Source organism: Teichococcus rhizosphaerae (genome assembly GCF_002631185.1).
Lineage (GTDB): Bacteria > Pseudomonadota > Alphaproteobacteria > Acetobacterales > Acetobacteraceae > Pseudoroseomonas > Pseudoroseomonas rhizosphaerae.
Window position 1 is genome coordinate 57,047 of record NZ_PDNU01000028.1, and the last position, 19,570, is coordinate 76,616.

The 19,570-nt window shown below is 74.7% G+C and carries 19 protein-coding genes; 8 read left to right on the forward strand and 11 right to left on the reverse strand.

All coding sequences use genetic code 11. The annotated features are described in order from the left end of the window. The first annotated feature begins 55 nt into the window (after window positions 1-55). Both CR162_RS14250 and CR162_RS14255 read left to right on the forward strand, forming a co-directional pair. Window positions 56-535, forward strand: a complete 480-nt coding sequence (locus CR162_RS14250; RefSeq protein WP_141563159.1) for a hypothetical protein — start codon at window positions 56-58, stop codon at window positions 533-535. Beyond that, entirely contained in the window at window positions 535-1,086 is a 552-nt protein-coding gene (locus CR162_RS14255) for a hypothetical protein (protein WP_099096203.1), read from the forward strand. Before CR162_RS14250 ends, CR162_RS14255 begins: the two co-directional genes overlap by 1 nt. A 39-nt stretch (window positions 1,087-1,125) precedes the next feature. Here the strand turns inward: CR162_RS14255 and CR162_RS14260 are convergent, their stop codons facing one another. The 4 genes from CR162_RS14260 to CR162_RS14275 are packed head-to-tail and all read right to left on the reverse strand — an operon-like array spanning window position 1,126 to window position 6,407. Then, window positions 1,126-1,596, reverse strand: coding sequence for a GNAT family N-acetyltransferase (locus CR162_RS14260; RefSeq protein ID WP_099096204.1), 471 nt, complete (start codon window positions 1,594-1,596; stop codon window positions 1,126-1,128). Continuing rightward, a complete protein-coding gene (gene tldD / locus CR162_RS14265; protein WP_099096205.1) occupies window positions 1,593-3,020 on the reverse strand; it encodes a metalloprotease TldD in 1,428 nt (475 codons plus the stop codon). The genes CR162_RS14260 and tldD overlap by 4 nt, the downstream gene beginning before the upstream one ends. Next, on the reverse strand, window positions 3,017-5,314 hold the full coding sequence (locus CR162_RS14270; protein ID WP_099096206.1) for a sensor histidine kinase: 2,298 nt from the start codon (window positions 5,312-5,314) through the stop codon (window positions 3,017-3,019). The genes tldD and CR162_RS14270 overlap by 4 nt, the downstream gene beginning before the upstream one ends. A 22-nt stretch (window positions 5,315-5,336) precedes the next feature. Further along, complete coding sequence (locus CR162_RS14275; protein ID WP_099096207.1) at window positions 5,337-6,407, reverse strand: COX15/CtaA family protein; 1,071 nt, start codon at window positions 6,405-6,407, stop codon at window positions 5,337-5,339. Between the two features lie 286 nt (window positions 6,408-6,693). Between CR162_RS14275 and CR162_RS14280 the strand changes: the two genes are divergently transcribed. After that, a complete protein-coding gene (locus tag CR162_RS14280) occupies window positions 6,694-7,461 on the forward strand; it encodes a glycosyltransferase family 2 protein (RefSeq protein ID WP_099096231.1) in 768 nt (255 codons plus the stop codon). After that, window positions 7,458-8,174, forward strand: a complete 717-nt coding sequence (locus tag CR162_RS14285; RefSeq protein WP_099096208.1) for a TVP38/TMEM64 family protein — start codon at window positions 7,458-7,460, stop codon at window positions 8,172-8,174. Before CR162_RS14280 ends, CR162_RS14285 begins: the two co-directional genes overlap by 4 nt. A 54-nt stretch (window positions 8,175-8,228) precedes the next feature. On the opposite strand, the gene CR162_RS14290 is transcribed toward CR162_RS14285, so the two are convergent. The 4 genes from CR162_RS14290 to modA all read right to left on the reverse strand — a co-directional run bounded on the left by CR162_RS14290 (window position 8,229) and on the right by modA (window position 12,246). After that, window positions 8,229-9,464, reverse strand: a complete 1,236-nt coding sequence (locus CR162_RS14290) for an MFS transporter (RefSeq protein WP_099096209.1) — start codon at window positions 9,462-9,464, stop codon at window positions 8,229-8,231. 98 nt (window positions 9,465-9,562) lie between these two features. Continuing rightward, the gene (gene modC, locus CR162_RS14295) at window positions 9,563-10,645 is read right to left on the reverse strand and encodes a molybdenum ABC transporter ATP-binding protein (RefSeq protein ID WP_099096232.1); all 1,083 of its coding nucleotides are present in this window, start codon (window positions 10,643-10,645) and stop codon (window positions 9,563-9,565) included. A gap of 34 nt (window positions 10,646-10,679) precedes the next feature. After that, a complete protein-coding gene (gene modB, locus CR162_RS14300; RefSeq protein ID WP_099096210.1) occupies window positions 10,680-11,369 on the reverse strand; it encodes a molybdate ABC transporter permease subunit in 690 nt (229 codons plus the stop codon). Window positions 11,370-11,448: 79 nt separating this feature from the next. Beyond that, window positions 11,449-12,246, reverse strand: a complete 798-nt coding sequence (modA, locus tag CR162_RS14305; RefSeq protein ID WP_099096211.1) for a molybdate ABC transporter substrate-binding protein — start codon at window positions 12,244-12,246, stop codon at window positions 11,449-11,451. A 76-nt stretch (window positions 12,247-12,322) separates the two neighbouring features. On the opposite strand from modA, the gene CR162_RS14310 reads away from it, so the two are divergent. After that, complete coding sequence (locus tag CR162_RS14310) at window positions 12,323-12,691, forward strand: winged helix-turn-helix domain-containing protein (protein WP_099096212.1); 369 nt, start codon at window positions 12,323-12,325, stop codon at window positions 12,689-12,691. Between the two features lie 244 nt (window positions 12,692-12,935). On the opposite strand, the gene uvrB is transcribed toward CR162_RS14310, so the two are convergent. Continuing rightward, window positions 12,936-15,206: an excinuclease ABC subunit UvrB gene (gene uvrB / locus CR162_RS14315; protein ID WP_099096213.1), complete on the reverse strand. Its 2,271-nt coding sequence runs from the start codon at window positions 15,204-15,206 to the stop codon at window positions 12,936-12,938. A 222-nt stretch (window positions 15,207-15,428) separates the two neighbouring features. Between uvrB and CR162_RS14320 the strand changes: the two genes are divergently transcribed. After that, window positions 15,429-15,788 (forward strand): hypothetical protein, encoded by a 360-nt coding sequence (locus CR162_RS14320; protein WP_141563160.1) that lies wholly within the window; start codon window positions 15,429-15,431, stop codon window positions 15,786-15,788. A gap of 4 nt (window positions 15,789-15,792) precedes the next feature. Here CR162_RS14320 and CR162_RS14325 read toward each other — a convergent pair whose 3' ends face one another. Next, on the reverse strand, window positions 15,793-17,136 hold the full coding sequence (locus CR162_RS14325; RefSeq protein WP_099096215.1) for a glutamate--cysteine ligase: 1,344 nt from the start codon (window positions 17,134-17,136) through the stop codon (window positions 15,793-15,795). Window positions 17,137-17,202: 66 nt separating this feature from the next. Continuing rightward, complete coding sequence (locus CR162_RS14330) at window positions 17,203-17,931, reverse strand: 16S rRNA (uracil(1498)-N(3))-methyltransferase (RefSeq protein ID WP_099096216.1); 729 nt, start codon at window positions 17,929-17,931, stop codon at window positions 17,203-17,205. On the opposite strand from CR162_RS14330, the gene ubiA reads away from it, so the two are divergent. Together ubiA and CR162_RS14340 are read left to right on the forward strand one after the other, a co-directional pair. Continuing rightward, window positions 17,924-18,859: a 4-hydroxybenzoate octaprenyltransferase gene (ubiA, locus tag CR162_RS14335; RefSeq protein WP_099096217.1), complete on the forward strand. Its 936-nt coding sequence runs from the start codon at window positions 17,924-17,926 to the stop codon at window positions 18,857-18,859. The two genes, CR162_RS14330 and ubiA, sit on opposite strands and share 8 nt — an antisense overlap. 14 nt (window positions 18,860-18,873) lie before the next feature. Further along, entirely contained in the window at window positions 18,874-19,539 is a 666-nt protein-coding gene (locus tag CR162_RS14340; protein WP_408887457.1) for a class I SAM-dependent methyltransferase, read from the forward strand. The last annotated feature ends 31 nt before the right edge of the window (window positions 19,540-19,570 follow it).

The following is a 19,570-nucleotide window of genomic DNA, read 5'->3' on the forward strand; positions in this document are numbered from 1 at the left end:
GGCGTCGTCCGGCCAGGCTCTTCAGGGGGTCCGCCGCGGCGTGGCGGGGCTGCTCATGCTGAGCACCCTGTTCGCCTCCACCGCCGCCCTGGCCGCGCCCTTCCGCTGCGCCGACCCCGAGGCGCAGGCGATGTTCGAGCTTTCGGCCCTGAAGACGGAGCTGATGGTCGTCGCCACCACCTGCGACACCGAGAAGCCCTACAACGACTTCATCACCCGCTACCGCTCGACGCTGAGCAGCAACGACATGGCGGTGATCAGGCACTTCACCGGGCGCGACCGCCGCGCCGGCCAGCGGGCGAACGACACCTTCATCACCAACCTGGCCAATGCCCGCGCCCAGGAGGCCAACCGCGTCGGCGCCGATTTCTGCGCCCGCAACGCGCGGCTGTTCCAGGAAGTGATGGCCCTGCCCTCGCATGCCGAGCTGGCGCCCTACGCCGCCGCCAAGGACCTGCTGCCGGCGACCCTGGGCAGCTGCGCCAGCAGCGCCTCCGCCCCCGCTCCCGCCGCCACCCGCCGGGCTGCCCGCTGATGCGCCTTCATGCTGCCTGGGCCGCCCTGGCCCTGCCGGCCCTGCTCGCCGCCTGCGCCCAGCCGCAGGGCACGCCGGCCGCCCGCTCCACCCGGCCGATCTACGCGGCCGACCTGCAGGGGGGGGCCCAGCTCTGCACCGTGCAGGACGAGCCGAGGCTGGTCGATGCCCAGCAGACCGAAGTGCCGATGACCGTGCGCAACGATGGCGGCTGGTGCGGCGTGCGGGTTTCCCGCCCCGGGCCGGAGCCGTTCGACGCCGGGCTGCTGACCAGCCGCCCCGCGCGGGGCCGCGTGCATGTCCACAGCGTGGGCGACTGGACGCGCATCGACTACACGCCGGACCCGGGCTTCTCGGGCACGGACAGCTTCGTGGTGCGGCTGCTGCCCGGCTCCACCAGCGTGAAGGTGAACGTGACGGTCGAGCCCGGCGCCGCCGCGGCGACGCCCGCCGCCGTCACCCCGCGCGTGTCCGCGCCGCCGGCCAGCGCCACGCCCGCCCGCAGCGCGGCGCCGGCGCGCAACGCGGCGCCCGCCCGCCGCGCGCGCTGACCCGGACCGGCCGGCGGGAACCCTTCCCGCCGGCCGCGCCTACCCGGCCGGAGATGCCGCCAGCAATTCCGCCGGGGCCACCATGAAGACGCGGCGGAACCCCTTCTCCTCGCGCCGCTCCAGCTCCGCAAAGCCGAGCCGGGCATAGAAGGCGAGGTTGCGCTCCATCCGCTCATTGGTCAGCAGCCGCACCTCGGGCAGGCCGCGCCGCAGCGCCTCCCGGGCCACGAAGCGCATCAGCGCGCGGCCGAGGCCGCCCCGCTGCCGCGCCGGATCGACGGCGACGTTGTCGAGCCAGAGATGGCCGTCCGCCGGCTCCAGCACCAGCAGCGCGGCGAGGCCGCCCTCCTCCGCCTCCAGCACCCAGGCCTGGCCGGCGGCGATGCGGGCGGCGTAGTCGTCGTCCATGGGCGCCGGGCGGCGGCCGATGAGGGGGACGTAGTCCGCATAGGCCCGCTCGGCCAGGGCGGCGAGGGCACCCGCCTCCTCCGGCCTGGCGGGGCGGATCATACCGCCGTGCCGCCGATGGTCAGGCCGTTCATCTTCAGCGTCGGCTGGCCGACGCCCACCGGCACGCCCTGCCCCTGCTTGCCGCAGGTGCCGATGCCCGGGTCGAGCGCCATGTCGTCGCCGATCATGGAAACCCGGGTCAGCGCCTCCGGGCCGTTGCCGATCAGCATGGCGCCCTTCACCGGCGCGCCCACCCTGCCATCCTCGACCAGATAGGCCTCGGACATCGAGAAGACGAACTTGCCGCTGGTGATGTCCACCTGCCCGCCGCCGAAATTCACGCCCCAGATGCCGCGCTTCACGCTGCGCAGGATCTCCTCCGGCGCCTTGTCGCCGCCCAGCATCACGGTGTTGGTCATGCGCGGCATCGGCGCGTGGGCGTGGCTCTGGCGGCGGCCGTTGCCGGTGGCGGCCACCCCCATCAGCCGGGCGTTCTGCCGGTCCTGCAGGAAGCCCACCAGGATGCCGTCCTCGATCAGCACGGTGCGGCCGGAGGGGGTGCCCTCGTCATCCACCGTGAGGCTGCCGCGGCGGCCGGGGATGGTGCCGTCATCCACCACCGTGACGCCTGGCGCCGCGATCCGCTGGCCCATCAGCCCGGCGAAGGCGGAGGTGCGCTTGCGGTTGAAGTCGCCCTCCAGCCCGTGGCCGATCGCCTCGTGCAGCAGGATGCCGGGCCAGCCGGGGCCGAGCACCACCTCCATCTCGCCCGCCGGGGCGGGGATGCTGTCGAGGTTCAGCACGGCCTGGCGCAGCGCCTCGTCCACCGCCGCCCGCCACACCGGCGCCGCCACCACCCGGCCGTAGTCGAAGCGGCCGCCGAGGCCGTGGCTGCCGCTCTCGCGCCGGCCGCCCTGCTCCACCACCACCGAGACGTTGAGCCGCACCAGCGGGCGGAGGTCGGCCACCCGCTCGCCGCCCGCGCGCAGGATCTGCACCGCCTGCCATTCGCCGGTCAGGCTCGCCATCACCTGGGTCACGCGGCTGTCGCGGCCGCGCGCATAGGCGTCGATCTCGGCCAGCAGCGCCGTCTTGGCGGGGAACTCCAGGGCCGAGAGCGGGTTGGCGTCGTCGTAGAGACGGGCATTGGTGGCGCGCGGCGCCACGGCGAGGCGGCCGGAATGCCCGGCCGCCACGGCGCGCACCGTGCCGGCGGCGCGGGCCAGCGCCGCCTCGGAGATCTCGCCGCCATGCGCGTAGCCCGCCGCCTCGCCGGCCACGGCGCGCAGGCCGAAGCCGCGCGTGGCGTCGAAGCTGGCCGAGCGGATGCGGCCATCGTCGAGGCTGATCGCCTCGCTTTCCACGTATTCCAGGAACAGCTCGCCATCCTCGGCGCCGGCCAGCGCCTCCGCGAGCCGGCGCTCCGCCGCGGCGCGGTCGAGGTCGCGGAAGAACAGCCGGTCGGTGGTCTCGATCGCGCTCATGCCGTCTGCTCCTGCTGTTGTTCCGCCGCCTCCAGCCGCAGCCGCGCGACGGTGCCCTCGCCCCGCGCGCTTTCCAGCGTCAGCGTGGCGCCCATGGACTGCGCCAGGGCGCGCGCCAGGTAGAGGCCGAGCCCCGACCCGGCATAGCGCCGGGCATGGCTGGTTTCCAGCTGCACGAAGGGCTCGAAGGCCCGCTCGAGCTGGCCCTCCTCGATGCCGATGCCGTTATCGGCGATCCGCACCTCCACCCCGCCTTCCGGCAGGGCCTCGGCGCCGATCCGCACCGTGCCGCCGCGCGGCGTGAACTTCACCGCGTTGGAGAGCAGGTTGAGCAGCACCTGGCGCAGCCGCCGCTCATCGGCCAGCACGCGCGGCAGGGCGGGCAGCGGCTCCGCCGCGAGGACGACGCCAGCGGCCTCGGCGCTGTTGCCCATCAGCCGCACCGCGCCTTCCAGCACGCTGGGCAGGAAGAGCGGGCGGGTCGCGGCGGCCGGCGTGCCGGTGCCGGCCTTGGCCACCTCCAGGATCTCGTCGATCAGCGAGAGCAGGTGCCGCCCGGCCTCCAGGATGGTGCCCGCGAACTCGCCGACATGCGCCCCCCCCGGCTCGGCGAGCAGCGCCTCGGAGAAGCCGATCACGGCGTTCAGCGGCGTGCGCAGCTCGTGGCTCATGGTGGCCAGGAAGCGGCTCTTGGCGGCGTTCGCCTCCTCGGCCAGGACGCGGGCATGCTCGATGGCGGCGCGCGCCCGCCGCTCCTCCGTCACGTCCGCATAGGTGCGCACATAGCCGCCATCGGGCGTGGGGTCGGTGGTGATCTCGATCACCGTGCCGTCCGGGCGGGTGCGGCTGTAGCGGTCGAGCCGCGGCACCAGGGTGTTGGCGCGGGTGGTGTAGAGCTCGTCCGCCGCCGGCCCGGCGCCGAACTCGCCGCTGGCGTATTGCAGGGCGCGCAGCACCGAGAGCGGGGTGCCGGGCGCCATGTCCTCCGGCCGCAGCCCGGCCATGCGCGCCGCCAGCGCGTTGGCGGCGACGACCTTGTGCTCGGCGTCGAACAGGCAGACGCCGTGGCGCATGCTGTCCAGCATGGCCTGGAGCAGGCGGGCGCGCTGCTGCGCGGCCGCCTCCGCCCGGCGCAGCGGCGTCACGTCGCTCACCACCGCGATGTGACCGCCATCCGGCAGGATCGCGCCATGGGTGCAGACGATGGTGCCGTCCGGCCGCCGGCGCTCGCGGCCCATGGGGCTGAACTGGAACTGGCGGCGGAACACCGTCTCGGCGGTCACGCCGGGCTCGTACTCGCCCTGCGCCTCGCGGCGCCGGCAGATGTCCATCAGGTGCTCGCCCACCTTCAGCTCGGCCCCCTGCAGCAGGCGCTGATAGGCCTCGTTCACCATGGCCAGCCGGCGGTCGGGGCCATAGACGCAGACGCCGTGCGGCAGGGCCGCCAGCACGCCATCCAGCAGGGAGGCGCGCCGGTTGGCGTCGTCGCGCGCCTGCTGCAGCTCGGTCACGTCCTGCAGCGAGACGAGGAAGCCGCCATCCGGCATGGGCTGGCTGATGGAGCGGATGGCGCGGCCATCGGGGCGCTGGCGCACCTGCTCGTGCGGCCGGCGGCGGTTGATGGAAAGGCGGTAGCGGCGCAGCTCGTCGATCTGCTGCGGCGTCATCGCCTGGTGGATCGCCATCAGGTCGAACACCGCCTCGAAGGACAGGCCGGCGCGCAGCGTGCCCGGCGGAACCTCGAGGATGCGCTCATAGGCCTCGTTGAACAGCACGAGGCGGTGCTCGGCATCGTACAGGCCGAGGCCGGAGGGGTGGTGCCGCAGCGCCTGGTCGGTCAGCCGCTCCCGCGCCTGGCTGGCCTCGAGGGCACGCCGGTGCAGGGTGATGTCGGTCACGAGGCTCAGCCAGCCGCCGCCGGGCAGGGGCTCCGAGAACAGGTCGAACCAGCGGCCGTCGGTGGCGCGGGCGGTGCGGCGGTGCGGCTGGCCGCGGTCCAGCGCCAGGGCGGCGGCGGCCTGCCCTTCCGGGTCGCCCTGCCCGTACAGGCCCCGATAGGCCATGAGCCGCGTGATGTCGGCCAGCGAGCGGCCCTCCATCGGCAGGTCGGGCGTCATGCCCAGCATGTCGTAGGCCGCCGCATTGGCCATCGCCAGCCGCGCGCCGCCGTCGAAGACGAAGACGGCGGCGGGCAGCCCGCGCAGCACCGCCAGCGGCAGCTCGCCAAGCGCCAGGGGCTGGCCCGCCGGGAACTGGCTGGCCGGAGGCTGACCCGCCGTGGACTGGCTCATCATGGCTCACTCATGGTGGAGGGGGTCATCTGGCGGGCATCCGGGGCGGCCTCAGCATGTGCAGCGCCACCAGCGCCGCGGTGAGGACGCCCACCGCGGCCGTCTGGTGCAGCGTGCCGAGCCAGACCGGCACCACCATCAGCAGCGTGGCGACGCCGAGCGCGTATTGCAGCGCCACCACGGCGCCCAGCGCCAGCAGGGCGGCGCGGGCGGGGCCGGCCGGCAGGGCGCGCGCGCCCCAGGCGGCGGCGGCGAGCGCGGCCAGGCCGGCCAGGGTGGCGAGCAGGCGGTGGTTGAACTGCACGGCGGCGATGTTGGCGGTCAGGTTCCGCCAGAAGGGCGAGAGCTGGGCGTAGCCCTCGGGGACGAGGCGGCCATCCATCAGCGGGAAGGTGTTGTAGGTGAGGCCGGCGCGCAGCCCGGCGACGAAGCCGCCGGCCAGCATGGCCAGCACCAGCAGCCCGGCGGTGGCGTGCACCAGCCGGCGCAGCCCGGCGGGCCGGCGCGGCCCGGTCCGCTCCGGCCGCAGCAGGCCGAGCGCCGTCCAGAGCACCATGCCGTAGAGCACCAGCGCCAGCCCCAGATGCAGCACCAGCCGGTAGGGGGAGACGGCGGTGCGGTCCGCCTCGAAGCCGGAGGCGACCATGAACCAGCCCACCGCCCCCTGCAGCCCGCCCAGCGCGAAAAGCAGCAGCAGGCGCGGCTTCAGCCCGGCGGGGATGCGCCCGCGCACCCAGAACCAGACCAGCGGCAGCAGGAAGGCGAGCCCGATCAGCCGGCCCCAGAGCCGGTGCGCCCATTCCAGCCAGAAGATCCGCTTGAAGCCCTCGATGCCGAAGCCGCGGTTGACCAGCTCGTATTGCGGAATGGTGCGGTAGAGGTCGTAGAGGCGCTGCCACTCGGCCTCGCTGAGCGGCGGCAGGGTGCCGGAAAGCGGCGCCCATTCCATGATGGAGAGCCCGGAGCCGGTGAGCCGCGTGGCGCCGCCAAGCGCCACCATGGCCCAGATGAGGCCGGCGACGCCGAGCAGCCACCAGGCGATGGGGCGGCGGTCGTCCTGCCGGGCGGAACGGGGAGGGTGCGGATCGAAAGGCATGGTGGACCCACTCTAGCATATGGTTCGGCGCAAAGGTGGGCCGCGCCGGGGCATGAGCAATGCAGTGGCGGCAATGCGGCGGCGGCAATGCGGAGTGAGAGGGCGTGGGGGGAGAAGGCGCGGGGAGCGGTGTCGCCCGGGGAGCACGCCCTGCCATGCGGGTGGCCCGCCGGGGCTCTGGCCGGGCGTCGGGGCGCGCGCCATGCCTTGTCGGCCCCGCCCGCGGCTGCTACCCCGCGCGGCCATGCCGGACCATCCGCGCCCCGCCGCAGCCGAAAGCACCGGCATGAGCCCTGCCGACCCCCATCCCGCCCCCCTCCTCTCGGTGGTCGTCCCCGTGCGGAACGAGGCGCCCAACATCGCGCCCCTGGTGGCCGAGATCGGCGCCGCCCTGGCCGGCGTGCCGCACGAGATCATCTATGTGGATGACGGCTCGACCGACGCCACGGCCGGGGCGCTCGCCGCCCTCCAGGCCACGGTGCCGGCGCTGGTGGTGCTACGGCACGCCGCCTCCTGCGGCCAGTCGGCCGCCATCGTCACCGGCGTGCGGGCCGCGCGCGGCGCCTGGATCGCCACGCTGGACGGCGACGGGCAGAACGACCCGGCCGACATCCCCGCCCTCTGGGACTATGCGCGGGCGCATGGCACGCCGGACCAGCCGCCGCTGATGGTGGCGGGCTGGCGCGTCAACCGCCGCGACAGCCAGGTGAAGCGCCTTTCCAGCCGCCTCGCCAACGGCATCCGCGCCCGGCTGCTGGGCGACGCCACGCCGGACACGGGCTGCGGCCTGAAGCTGTTCCCCCGCGCGCTGTTCCTGGAGCTGCCGGCCTTCGACCACATGCACCGCTTCCTGCCCGCGCTGGTGCTGCGCCAGGGCGGGCGGGTGGTCAGCCGGCCGGTGAACCACCGGCCCCGGCTGCGCGGCCAGTCCAACTACGGCACGCTGGACCGGCTGGCGGTCGGCGTCACCGACATGCTGGGCGTGATGTGGCTGCAGCGCCGCTGGAAGCGTCCGCGGCTTCATGCCGCCGGGCCGGCCTCCGCGCCCGAATGAGCCCGCAGGCGCCGCCCCCCCGCCGCGGGCCGCTCGCCGCCCTGGGGCGCGCCCTGCTGCTGGCGGCCGGGCTGGCGCTGGGCGGCTGGCTGCTGCGCGAGCTGGGCGGCGCCCCCGGCGGCGCCCAGGCCGAGGCCTGGGTGCGCCGCTTCAACCTGGACCAGACGCTGTGGGGCGAGTTCGCCTTTCTGGCGGTGGGCACGGTGGCGGCGGCGGTGGGCGTGCCGCGCCAGGCCGTCGCCTTTCTCGGCGGCTACGCGCTGGGCCCCTGGGCGGGACTGGCGCTGTCGATGCTGGCGCAGGTGCTGAGCTGCGCCGCCGCCTATGGCTGGGCCCGGCTGGTCGGGCGCGGCTGGGCGCAGCGCCGGCTGGCCGGCCGCTTCGGCCGCCGCCTGCGGCCGCTGCACGACGCGCTGGCGGCCAGCCCCTTCGGCGCCACCCTGGCGCTGCGCCTGCTGCCGGTGGGCAACAACCTGGCGCTGAACCTGTTGGCCGGGCTTTCCGGCCTGCCCGCCCTGCCCTTCCTGGCCGCCTCGGCGGTGGGCTACCTGCCGCAGACGGCCATCTTCGTGCTGGCCGGCGCCGGGGTGGCGGTGGAGCGCAGCTCGCAGATGCTGCTGGCGGCCGTGCTGTTCCTGGGTTCCGCGCTGATCGGCGTCTGGCTGCTGCGGCGGCACCGCGCCGGGCGGGCCATGCAGGGCGGGGAAGGCTGAGGGCGGCCTGCGCACGGAGAAAACCCGGCGCTGCGCCACCTCCGCCCCTCGCGCTCAGCCCCGCCCGTCGGCGATCCGCCGCGCTTCCGGCAGGGCGCGCAGCCGCGCCATGGCGAGGATGCCCAGCAGCGGCCCCGGCACCAGCACCAGGAAGGCCCATTGCCAGCCGCCCAGCGCGCCCGCCGCCAGCGGCACCACCCAGATGGCCAGCGCCGTCAGCCGGAAGCCGAGGCCGAGCTGCGCCGTGAGCGCGGTGCCGACCAGCGCGGGGTCGCCGGTTTCCGTCACCACCGCCGAGAACTGCGCCGAATCGGCCACCACCGTGGCGCCCCAGAGCAGGCCGATGGCCGCCAGCAGCCAGGGCGGCCCTTCCCAGGCGAGGCCGATCGCCGCCGCGCATCCGCCGGAGGCCGCCATCAGCCCGATGGTCAGGGTGGTGCGGCCCAGCCGGTCCGCCAGCCAGCCGGCCAGCACGCAGGCGGGCGCCCCCGCCGCGACGATGAGGAAGGTGAGCAGCGAGGCGCCACCCCCCGCCCCCGGCCGGGCGGCGAGAAAGGCCAGCATCCAGCTCCACATGGCGTAGAGCTCCCACATGTGGCCGAGATAGCCGCCCGTGGCGAGCAGCACCGCCCGGTTGCCCAGCGCCTGCCGCAGCCGCGCCGGCTCGAAGGACGCGCGGGGAAAGGGATAGGGGCCCTCGCGCAGGAACAGCAGCACGCCGGCGCCGCCCGCCAGGGTGGCGGCGCTGGCCGCCAGGATGACGCCCTGCCAGGGCAGCCCGCCCCCCGCGTTCACCGCGTGGGGCAGGGCCGAGCCCAGGGTCAGCGCGCCGATCACGCTGCCCAGCGCCACGCCGCGGCCGCTGCGGAACCAGGTGGCGACCAGCTTCAGGGCGGGCGGGTAGATGCCCGCCATCAGCACTCCCGTGGCGACGCGGAGCCCGATCGCGCTGCCCGGGCCGGGCGCCGCCAGCAGCGCCAGGTTGGCCAGGGCCGCGCCGAAGGCGGCGCCCGCCATCAGGCGGCGCGGCGGCACGCGGTCCGGCAGGCCGGTGAGCGCGGCACCCAGCGCCCCCAGCACGAAGCCCAGCTGCACCGCGATGGTGAGCCACCCCGCCGCCGCCTCGGACACCGACCACAGGGCGCGAAGCTGCGGCAGCACCGCGGCGGCCGAGAACCAGGTGGTCATGCTCAGCACGACGCAGCCGCAGAGCGCGAGCAGCACCCCGGTGCGCCCGGCCGGAGGAGCAGAAGCGGGGGTGGCGGAAACCGGGGCTGGGGTGGGGGTCATGGTTGCGGCCTGTCGTTTCCTCGGCACCCGGTGTGCCGCAGGCGGGAAAGGACGGCAACAGCCCCCCAGGCCGCAGCGGCGAACCCCGGCCGCGCGCCTCAGCCCTGGCCGGCCGAGACGGCGCTCACCAGCGCCACCACCGCCTGCCCCGGCCGCAGCCCCAGCCGCGCCACCGCTTCCCGTGTCACCCGCGCCAGCAGGGTGCTCTCCCCCACCGCCAGCCGCAGGAAGCACTCCGCATCGCCCCGCCGCTCGACCGCCCGCAGCGTGGCGGGCAGGGCATTGCCGGTGGAAAGCACCCCCGAAAGCGCCACGCCGGGCAGCGCCACCGCCACGTCGCGCGCGCGCACCCGCAGCCGGAGCGGCTGGCCGAGCGGCGCCTCCCGCCAGGAAACGCGGAGCCGGCCGCCGGGAAAGTCGAGCAGCGTCAGCCCCGCGGCAGGGTCCTGCGCCGCGACGTGGCAGGGCAGCACCACCCCCGCATCCCGCCGCGCCGCCAGCAGCGGCAGGTCGGTGCGCGCGGTGAGCGCGGCCAGCGGGCCGGCGGCGCGCACCTGCCCCGCCTCCAGCAGCACCAGCGTGTCCGCCAGCCGGTCCGCCTCGTCCAGCGCATGGGTGACATAGAGCATGGGCAGGCCCGCGCGGTCGCGCAGCGCCTCCAGGAAGGGCAGCACCTCCTGCCGGCGGGGGGCGTCGAGCGCCGCCAGCGGCTCGTCCAGCAGCAGCAGGCGGGGGCGGGCCAGCAGGGCGCGGCCCAGCGCCACGCGCTGCTTCTCGCCACCCGAGAGCCGCGCCGGGCGCCGCTCCAGCAGCGCCTCCAGCCCGAGCAGCGCCACCACCTCGGCAAAGCCCGGGCCCGCCGCCCCGCGCGGCGCGCGGCGCAGCCCGTAGCGCAGGTTGGACGCCACGGAGAGATGCGGAAACAGCCGCCCCTCCTGGAACACCGTGGCGCAGCGCCGTCGCTCGGGCGGCAGGAACACGCCCCGCGCCGTGTCGGTGAGCGGCGCGCCATCCAGCGCCACCCGCCCCGCGGCCGGGCGCAGCAGGCCGGCCACGGCGGCCAGGATGCTGGACTTGCCGCTGCCCGAGGGCCCGAACAGCACCGTCACCCCCGGCGGCGCGGCGAAGGCGGCCTCCAGCGCGAAGGCGCCGAGGCGGTGGCGCAGCGAAACCTCCAGCATCAGCCGCGCCACCTCCGCCTCATGGCCGTTCCCCTCATGCCCGCCCCAGCAGCCGGGCCAGGCGGCGCGACAGCAGGTCGGCCGAGAGCAGCCCGGTGATGGCCAGCGCGAAGGCGATGCCCGCCAGCCGCGCCGCCGTGGCCTCGCCGCCCGGCACCTGGGTGGCGGTGTAGATGGCCAGCGGCAGGGTCTGCGTCTCGCCCGGCACGTTGGAGGCGAAGGTGATGATGGCGCCGAACTCGCCGAGGCCCGCCGCGAAGGCCACCACCGCGCCGGACAGGATGCCGGGCGCCATCATCGGCAGCGTCACGGTGAGGAAGCGGTCCAGCCGGCCGGCGCCGAGCGTCGCCGCCGCCTCCTCCAGCCCGCGGTCCAGCCCGTCCAGCGACAGGCGGATGGCGCGGACGATGAGCGGAAAGGTCATCACCGCCGTGGCCAGGGCGGCACCCGCGCTGGTGAAGGCCAGGCGGATGCCGAACCACTCGGCCAGCGGCGCTCCCACCGGGCCGCGCAGGCCGAAGACCATCAGCAGCGCCCAGCCGGTGACCACGGGCGGCACCACCAGGGGGAGGTGCACCACGGCATCCAGCAGGGTGCGGCCGGGAAAGCGGCCGCGCGCCAGGGCCAGCGCCACCAGGATGGCGGGGGGCAGCGAGAACGCCACGGCGCGCAGGGAAACGCTGAGCGAAAGGCGGACGGCCTCCCATTCCTCGGGGCTCAGCATCGGCGGCACGCGAGGGCAGGAGGGGCGCCGCCCCTCCTGCCCGCCGGGGGAGCTGAGTTCCCCCGGACCCCCACCTCCGTCATTCGGGGAGCGAGAAGCCGGCGCGGCGCCAGGCGGGGGCGGCCTCGGGGCCCTTCAGGAAGGCCAGCAGCGCCTCGGCGCCAGGGGCCGCGTCGCGGGTCAGGGCAAAGGGATAGGAGATCGGCGGGTGGCTGCCGGGCGGAAAGCGGCCCACCACGCGCACCTTGCCGCTCGCCGCCGCGTCCGTGCCGTAGACGATGCCGAGCGGCGCCTCGCCGCGCTCCACCAGCAGCAGCGCGGCCCGCACGTTCTCGGCGCGCGCCAGGCGCGGGCGGAGCTCGTCCCAAAGCCCGAGGCTGGCCAGCGCCCGCTCGGCATAGCGGCCGGCCGGCACATGCGCCGGATCCCCCACCGCCAGCCGGCCCGAAGCGCCCAGCCGCGCGGCGATGCCGGCCGGTTCCACAGGCGTGGGCTGGTCCGCCGGCGCCACCAGCACCAGCGTGTTGCCGAGCATCGAGGCGCGGGTTCCGGGCCGGACCAGGCCGCGCTCCTGGAGGTGGTCCATCCACGCCTCGTCGGCCGAGGCGAACAGGTCGGCCCGCGCCCCCTGCTCGATCTGCCGCGCCAGCACGGAGGAGGAGGCGAAGGACATGCGCAGCGGCGCGCCCCCCCTGGCCTGCCAGGCGGCGTCCTGCGCCCGCATCGCATCCTGCAGGCTGGCGGCGGCGAACACGGTGACGCTGGCCGGCGCCTGGGCATGGGCCTGGGCCTGGGCCTGGGCGGGGCGCAGCGGCAGCAGGGCGGGGGTGGCCAGCGGGCTGAGAAGCAGGCTGGCGAGCAGGGCGCGGCGTCGCATGGGCGGGGACGTTATGTTCTGGCCGATACAACGGCAAGCCTGGAAGCACGGGCGCCCGCATGCTTTGCTGCGGCCCATGGAACAGGGGGAGCGCGCGCCGCCGGCGGTGCGGCATCTGCGGGTGGCGGTGGGCGAGGCGGCGCAGCTCGGCCCCGGCAAGGCCGACCTGCTGCAGGCGGTGGCCGAGCTGGGCTCGATCAGCGCCGCCGGGCGTGCCACCGGCATGTCCTATGCCCGCGCCTGGCGGCTGCTGGAGGCGCTGGAGGCCGGGTTCGGCCAGGCCCTGGTGCAGGCCTCGCGCGGCGGCAGCAGCGGCGGCGGCGCCCGCCTCACCCCGCTGGGCGAGGCGGTGCTCGCCGCCTACCGGCGCATGCAGGCCAAGGCCGAGGCCGCCGTGGCGCCCGAGGTGGAAGAGCTGCGCGCGCTGCTGCGGGCGCCGCGCTGAAGCCGGGGCTTGGCCTGGGCCTGGGCCGGCCACGGCCATCCGGCGGGGAGCGCCGCGCCTGGCTTCCGCGCGACCCTGCCCGCCATGCCGCGCCGGTCCGCGGCCCGGTGCGGCGCAGGCCGGGCAGCGGGCCGCCGCGCATGATCCGCCGTGAGGAAGCCCTGGCCTCCTGGTTCCTCCTCAACCGGCGGAAACAAGGACCAGGGCGCGGGGAGGGAACTTCCTTTCCCGCCCTTTCCTCATTCTAGCCCGCGCGCCGCCTGCCGCCGCGCTTCTTCTCCGGGTCGTACCCGCCGCCTCCCGGCCCGAGCGGCTTGGGCTTCCATTCCCCCTTGCCGCGCCCGCCACGCTTCGGCGCGGCCTCCTGCCCGCCGCCGCGCCTCGGCGCCGCTTCCTGCATGGAGCGCCCGGCGCGGTTCGGCTCCAGCGCCGGACCATTGGCGTTGGCGGGGGCGGCGAGGCCCAGCTCCATGTTCTCCAGCCGCTTGATCTCGTCGCGCAGGCGGGCGGCGGTCTCGAACTCCAGGTCGGCCGCGGCGGCGCGCATCTTGCGCTCCAGCTCGGCGATGGAGGCGCGCAGGTCCTTGCCGACGAACTCGACCGGCCCGTCCTCCTCGGCCGCGGTGGGCGCCACGGTGACGTAGTCCTGCTCGTAGACCGATTGCAGCACGTCGCTGATCTGGCGGCGGATGGTCTGCGGCGTGATGCCATGCGCGGCGTTCCAGGCCTGCTGCTTGGCGCGGCGGCGGTCGGTCTCCTCCAGCGCGCGGCGCATGCTTTCCGTCATGCGGTCGGCGTAGAGCACCACGCGCCCCTCGGCGTTGCGCGCGGCGCGGCCGATGGTCTGGATCAGCGAGGTGGTGGAGCGCAGGAAGCCCTCCTTGTCGGCGTCGAGGATGGCGACCAGGGCGCATTCGGGGATGTCGAGGCCCTCGCGCAGCAGGTTGATGCCCACCAGCACGTCGAACACGCCCTTGCGCAGGTCGCGGATGATTTCTATCCGCTCCAGCGTATCGACATCGGAATGTAGATACCGGACCTTGATGCCGGCCTCGGTCATGTATTCCGTCAGGTCCTCGGCCATGCGCTTGGTCAGGGTGGTGACGAGCACGCGGCCGCCCTTCTCCATCACCGCGCGGCACTCGGCCAGCAGGTCGTCCACCTGGCCTTCCACGGGGCGGATCTCCACCGGCGGGTCGATCAGCCCGGTGGGGCGGATCACCTGCTCGGCGAAGCTGCCGCCCGTCCGCTCCATCTCCCACGCCCCCGGCGTGGCGCTGACGAAGATGCTGTCGGGGCGGAAGCTGTCCCATTCCTCGAACTTCAGCGGCCGGTTGTCCATGCAGGAGGGCAGCCGGAAGCCGAACTCGGACAGGATGGTCTTGCGCGCGAAGTCGCCCCGGTACATGCCGCCGATCTGCGGCACCGTGACATGGCTTTCATCGACGATCAGCAGCGCGTTCTCGGGCAGGTACTCGAACAGCGTCGGCGGCGGCTGGCCGGGGCCGCGCCCGGACAGGTACCGGGAATAGTTCTCGATGCCTTTGCAGGAGCCGGTGGTCTCCATCATCTCCAGGTCGAAGGTGGTGCGCTGCTCCAGACGCTGCGCCTCCAGCAGCTTGCCCTCGGCGGTCAGCTCCTCCAGCCGCTGCTTCAGCTCCACCCGGATGTCGCGGATCGCCTGCAGCAGCGTCGGCCGCGGCGTCACGTAGTGGCTGTTGGCGTAGACCGCGATGCTTTCCATCTCGCCGGCGATCTCGCCGGTCAGCGGGTCGAACTCGCGCAGCGAATCCACCTCGTCGCCGAACAGCGAGACGCGCCAGGCGCGGTCCTCGAGGTGCGAGGGCCAGATGTCCACCGTCTCGCCGCGCACGCGGAAGGTGCCGCGCTGGAAGCCAGCGTCGTTGCGGCGGTATTGCTGCTCCACCAGCGCCTTGAGCAGCTGCTCGCGCGCGATGCGGCCGCCGAGCTGCAGCTTGACCACCATGTTGGAGTAAAGCTCGACCGAGCCGATGCCGTAGATGCAGGAAACGGAGGCGACGATGATGACGTCGCTCCGCTCCAGCAGCGCCTGGGTGGCGCTGTGCCGCATCCGGTCGATCTGCTCGTTGATCTGCGCGTCCTTCTCGATATAGGTGTCGGAGCGCGGGACATAGGCTTCCGGCTGGTAGTAGTCGTAGTAGCTGACGAAGTACTCGACCGCGTTCTCGGGGAAGAAGGACTTCATCTCGCCATAGAGCTGCGCCGCCAGCGTCTTGTTGGGCGCCAGGATCAGCGTCGGGCGCTGCTGCGCCTCGATCACCTTGGCCATGCTGAAGGTCTTGCCCGAGCCGGTGACGCCGAGCAGCACCTGGTCCCGCTCCCCCTGCTCCAGCCCCTCCACCAGCTGCGCGATGGCGGTGGGCTGGTCGCCCGCCGGCTCATAGGGCGAGACCACCTCCAGCCGCCGGGTGCGGGGCGGGGCGGGGCGCCGGGGCGGCAGGAAGGGGGTGGCGGCGGGGATGATGTGGTTCATGCGGCGGTCACCGGATTGCGGATCAGGCATGTGGGGCGGTGGGGCGCAGGATGCCAGCACCCGGAACGGGCCATGAACACGATTCGGCGCGCCCGGTGCTGCGGAACAGGCCCTTAACGTTTCCGCGAGAAAATCACGGACCTTTAAGGCTTGTTAACCTTTTTCAAGGAAAAGCCCCGGATGGGCCCGGCTGGCGCGGCCCTGGGCGAGAAGGGGCACAGAATGTGCGGCATCGGCGTTTCCGGGGAGGCTGGCCGCCTGAGCGCCGCGGAGATCGCGGCGATCACCACCGGGCTGCGGAGCCTGCCCGAGCCCTGGAGCCTCTTTCCCAGCGTCGGCTGCGAGGGCGAGGTGACGCTGATGGCCACCCCTGCCTGGGCCGACGAGGCGGGCAGCGGGGAGGACTGGGCGGTGCTGATGCAGGGTGCCCCCGGGGGCATCCGCCTGCTGCTGAGCGCGGGCGAGGCGCTGGACGAGATCGGCGTGGCACCCGGCCCGGAAGCGGCCATTCGCCTCGCGCGGGAAGCGGCGCGGCGCCACCGCGCCGGCCTGGAGCGCCCTGGGGGGTGCCGGGCGGCCTAGCGGCTCAGACCGCCGCCGCCGCCATGATGCGCGAGACGTCGCCGCCCCATTCGGTGGCGTGCAGCCGCAGCCAGCGGTCGGCCTGGGTCTCGCCGCTTTCCACGATCCGCTCCAGCGGCGCCAGGTGACGCTCCTCGCCAAGCCCCCGGGCGCGCAGTCCGTCCCGCGCGATGGCCACCGCCACATGCGCCAGCTCCCGCACCGTGGCGCCCCGGAAAGGGGTGGCAAGCCCGCCCTCCGGCACCGCCACGCGCAGCGCCTGCATCTCCGCCACCTCCCAGCCGCGCACCAGGGCGGCGGCCGCCTTCTGCGCCGCGTCGTCATACAGCAGGCCGGTCCAGAAGGCGGACAGCGCCACCATCATCTCCGGGCTGCCGGCATCGGCGCCGCGCATCTCCAGGAAGCGCTTGAGGCGGACATCGGTGAACACGGTGGTCACGTGGTCCGCCCAGTCCCCCATGGTGGCCCCGATGCCGGGATGGCCGGGCAGGCCGCGCGCCATGAACTGGCGGAAGGTGGAGCCGGTGGCGTCGATCCACTGGCCCTGCCGCATGATGAAGTACATCGGCACGTCGAGCACATGCTCGGCGAAGCGCTCGAAACCGAAGCCCGGCTCGAACACCACGGGGGGGATGCCGGTGCGGTCCGGGTCCGTCTCGGTCCAGACGCGGCCGCGCAGGGTGCGCAGGCCATTGGGACGGCCCTCGCGGAAGGGGGAGTTGGCGAAGAGGGCGGTGGCCAGCGGCTGCAGCGCCAGGCTGACGCGCAGCTTCTCCACCATGTCGGCCTCGTCGCCGAAATCGAGGTTCACCTGCACGGTGCAGGTGCGCAGCATCATGTCGAGCCCCATGGCGCCGACGCGGGGCATGTACTGGCGCATGATGGCGTAGCGGCCCTTGGGCATCCACGGCATCGCGTCGCGCGTCGCCAGCGGGTGGAAGCCGAGCGGCGCGAAGCCGAGGCCGAGCGGCGCCGCCACCTCCCGCACCTCGCGCAGATGGTCGGCCAGCTCCGCCTCGGTGCCGTGCAGGTCCTCGAGCGGCGCGCCGGACAGCTCGAACTGCCCGCCCGGCTCCAGGCTCACCGAGGCATTGCCGCGCTTCAGCCCGATCGGCTTGCCGCGGTCCAGGATCGGCTCCCAGCCCAGCCGCTCCAGCCCCTCCAGCATGGCGCGGATGCCGCCCGGCTCGTAGGGCGGGGGCGAGAGGTCGTCGCGGCGGAAGCCGAACTTCTCGTGCTCGGTGCCGATGCGCCACGCGGCGCGCGGCTTGCTGCCCTGGGCGAACCACTCCGCCAGCTGCCGCACGGATGTGATCGGCGTGAGATCGGCCTCGCCGGGATTCGACATGGTCACCTTCCGTGCGCCCCGGGCTCGGGCGGGCGCCCGGCGTGGCTGGGTGGAGAGAGAGATACCTCAGGAGGGAGCGGCCCAGTCCCCCGCCAGCGCCTGCAGCACGGCGAGGCCCGAGACCGCTGCCGTCTCGGCCCGCAGGATGCGGGGCCCGAGCGCGGCCGGTGAAACAAAGGGGCGCCGGCGCACCGCGTCAAGTTCCGCCTCGGTGAATCCCCCCTCCGGCCCCACGAGAAGCCCGATGGGCGGCGCCTTTCCCTGCAGAACCACGCGCATGGACGGTGCATTGCCCCGCGCGTCGCCCACCAGCAAGGGCGCCCCGTCCCAGGCATCGAGCGCCGCGTGCAGGTCGAGCGGCGGCGCGATCCCGGGCAGGTCCAGCCGCTCGCACTGCTCCGCCGCCTCCCGCGCGATGGCGGAAAGCCGCTCCAGGTTCACCCGCCCCACCACGCAGCGGGCGGTGAACACCGGCTGGATGCGGCGCACGCCAAGCTCCGTCGCCTTCTCCACGATCCAGTCCATGGCGTCGCGCTTCACCGGCGCCAGCAGCAGGCGCAGGTCGGGCGAGGCGGCCTGGGGACGCAGCAGGGCCTCGGGGCGGAACAGCGCCTTGTCCTTCCGCAGGCTGGCGATGCCGGCGCGCCACTCGCCGTCCCGGCCGTTGAACAGCACCACGGGGTCGCCTTCCCGCTTGCGCATCACCTGGCCCAGATAGTGGCCCTGGCCGGGCAGCCCCGGAACCTCCGCCCCCGCGCCGAGGGCGGCTTCGACATACAGGCGTGGGATGGACATGGCGCCCTCCGGCGAGGCTTATAGGGACGTGAACACGCACACCGATATCCGCGCGCGCGGCTGGGTCGCGCAACTCCCCGAGGCCTGGCGGCCCTTCGCCCTGCTGATGCGGCTGGACCGGCCCATCGGCGCCTGGCTGCTGTTCCTGCCGGCGCTCTGGGCCTTCGCCCTGGCGGCGCCGGGCTGGGGGGTGGGCGTCGCGCTCATCCTGCTGTTCGGCATCGGCTCGGTGGTGATGCGGGGCGCGGGCTGCGTCGTCAACGACCTGTGGGACCGCGACCTGGACCGGCAGGTGACGCGCACCGCGGGCCGCCCGCTGGCCTCCGGCGCCGTCTCGCCGCGCCAGGCGGTGGCCTTCCTGGGCGCGCTGCTGGCGCTGGGCCTGGTCATCCTGGTGCAGCTGAACGGGCTGTCCATCCTGCTCGGCGTGGTGTCGCTGGTGCCGGTGGCGCTCTACCCGCTGGCCAAGCGGGTGACGGACTGGCCGCAGGCGGTGCTGGGCCTCACCTTCTCCTGGGGCGCGCCGATGGGCTACGCCGCCGCCACCGGCCGGCTCGATGCTCCCGGCCTGCTGCTCTACGCCGCCGCCTTCCTCTGGATCCTGGGCTACGACACCATCTACGCCCACCAGGACCGCGAGGACGACGCGCTGGTGGGCGTGCGCAGCAGCGCGCGGCGCCTCGGCGAGCGCACCCGGCCCTTCCTCATCGCCTGCTATGGCGGCGCCGTGGCGCTGCTGCTGGCGGCGGGCTGGCGGGCGGGCATGGGGCCGCTCTTCTTTCCGGCCCTGCTGCTGCCGGCCCTGGTGCTGGGCTGGCAGGTGGCGCGGCTCGACATCCATGACCCCGCCCGCTGCCTGCGCCTGTTCCAGAACAACCGCGAGGTCGGGCTGCTGATCGCCCTTGCCTTCCTGGCCGGCCGCCTGTGACCCGGGAGGCGCCGGTGCCGGCCGCCTTGGCGCGGGACGATGCGGGCTTCATCGCCGGCCACACCGCCATCGCCCGCCCGGGGCTGGTGCCGGAGATCGCCCTCCACCTCGCCACCGAGATCACGCCGATCTGGCAGGCCAGCGAGGAATGGCTGCAGGCGCGCGGCATCGAGCCGCCCTTCTGGGCCTTCGCCTGGCCCGGCAGCCAGGTGCTGGCGCGGCTGATCCTGGATGGCGCCATCCCCGTCGCCGGGCGCCGCGTGCTGGACTTCGCGGCGGGCGGCGGGCTGGCCGCCATCGCCGCCGCGCGCCGGGGGGCGGCGCCCGTGGAAGCCGCCGAGATCGACCGCCTCGCCATCGCCGCCATCCACCTCAACGCCACGCTGAACGGCGTCGCGGTCGCCGCCGCCGAGGCGGATGTGGTGGGGCAGCCCCGCCGCTGGGACACGGTGCTGGCCGGCGATGTCTGCTACGAGGCGCCGATGACGGGGCACATCATGCCCTGGCTGCGCCGCCTCGCGGCCGAGGGGGCGGATGTGCTGCTGGCCGATCCGGGGCGGGCCTATCTGCCGAAGGAAGGGCTGGAGGCGGTCGCCACCATGCGGGTGCCGACGACGCGCGAGCTTGAGGACCGCGACTGGCGGGAGGTGACGATCTACCGGGTGAGGGCTACCGGGTGAGGGACCCGGAGGCGTGAGCACCTCCGGGCGG

Excerpts from the sequence above, each read along its gene's own strand:
- CR162_RS14330 (WP_099096216.1), bottom strand. The coding sequence starts at position 17,931 with ATGTCCATCCCACGCCTGTATGTCGAAGCCGCCCTCGGCGCGGGGGCG.
- tldD (WP_099096205.1), bottom strand. The coding sequence starts at position 3,020 with ATGAGCGCGATCGAGACCACCGACCGGCTGTTCTTCCGCGACCTCGAC.
- CR162_RS14280 (WP_099096231.1), top strand. The coding sequence starts at position 6,694 with ATGAGCCCTGCCGACCCCCATCCCGCCCCCCTCCTCTCGGTGGTCGTC.
- uvrB (WP_099096213.1), bottom strand. The coding sequence starts at position 15,206 with ATGAACCACATCATCCCCGCCGCCACCCCCTTCCTGCCGCCCCGGCGC.
- modC (WP_099096232.1), bottom strand. The coding sequence starts at position 10,645 with ATGCTGGAGGTTTCGCTGCGCCACCGCCTCGGCGCCTTCGCGCTGGAG.
- CR162_RS14250 (WP_141563159.1), top strand. The coding sequence starts at position 56 with ATGCTGAGCACCCTGTTCGCCTCCACCGCCGCCCTGGCCGCGCCCTTC.
- CR162_RS14320 (WP_141563160.1), top strand. The coding sequence starts at position 15,429 with ATGTGCGGCATCGGCGTTTCCGGGGAGGCTGGCCGCCTGAGCGCCGCG.
- ubiA (WP_099096217.1), top strand. The coding sequence starts at position 17,924 with ATGGACATGGCGCCCTCCGGCGAGGCTTATAGGGACGTGAACACGCAC.
- modB (WP_099096210.1), bottom strand. The coding sequence starts at position 11,369 with ATGCTGAGCCCCGAGGAATGGGAGGCCGTCCGCCTTTCGCTCAGCGTT.
- CR162_RS14260 (WP_099096204.1), bottom strand. The coding sequence starts at position 1,596 with ATGATCCGCCCCGCCAGGCCGGAGGAGGCGGGTGCCCTCGCCGCCCTG.
- CR162_RS14275 (WP_099096207.1), bottom strand. The coding sequence starts at position 6,407 with ATGCCTTTCGATCCGCACCCTCCCCGTTCCGCCCGGCAGGACGACCGC.
- CR162_RS14270 (WP_099096206.1), bottom strand. The coding sequence starts at position 5,314 with ATGATGAGCCAGTCCACGGCGGGTCAGCCTCCGGCCAGCCAGTTCCCG.
- CR162_RS14255 (WP_099096203.1), top strand. The coding sequence starts at position 535 with ATGCGCCTTCATGCTGCCTGGGCCGCCCTGGCCCTGCCGGCCCTGCTC.
- CR162_RS14310 (WP_099096212.1), top strand. The coding sequence starts at position 12,323 with ATGGAACAGGGGGAGCGCGCGCCGCCGGCGGTGCGGCATCTGCGGGTG.
- CR162_RS14325 (WP_099096215.1), bottom strand. The coding sequence starts at position 17,136 with ATGTCGAATCCCGGCGAGGCCGATCTCACGCCGATCACATCCGTGCGG.
- CR162_RS14285 (WP_099096208.1), top strand. The coding sequence starts at position 7,458 with ATGAGCCCGCAGGCGCCGCCCCCCCGCCGCGGGCCGCTCGCCGCCCTG.
- CR162_RS14290 (WP_099096209.1), bottom strand. The coding sequence starts at position 9,464 with ATGACCCCCACCCCAGCCCCGGTTTCCGCCACCCCCGCTTCTGCTCCT.
- modA (WP_099096211.1), bottom strand. The coding sequence starts at position 12,246 with ATGCGACGCCGCGCCCTGCTCGCCAGCCTGCTTCTCAGCCCGCTGGCC.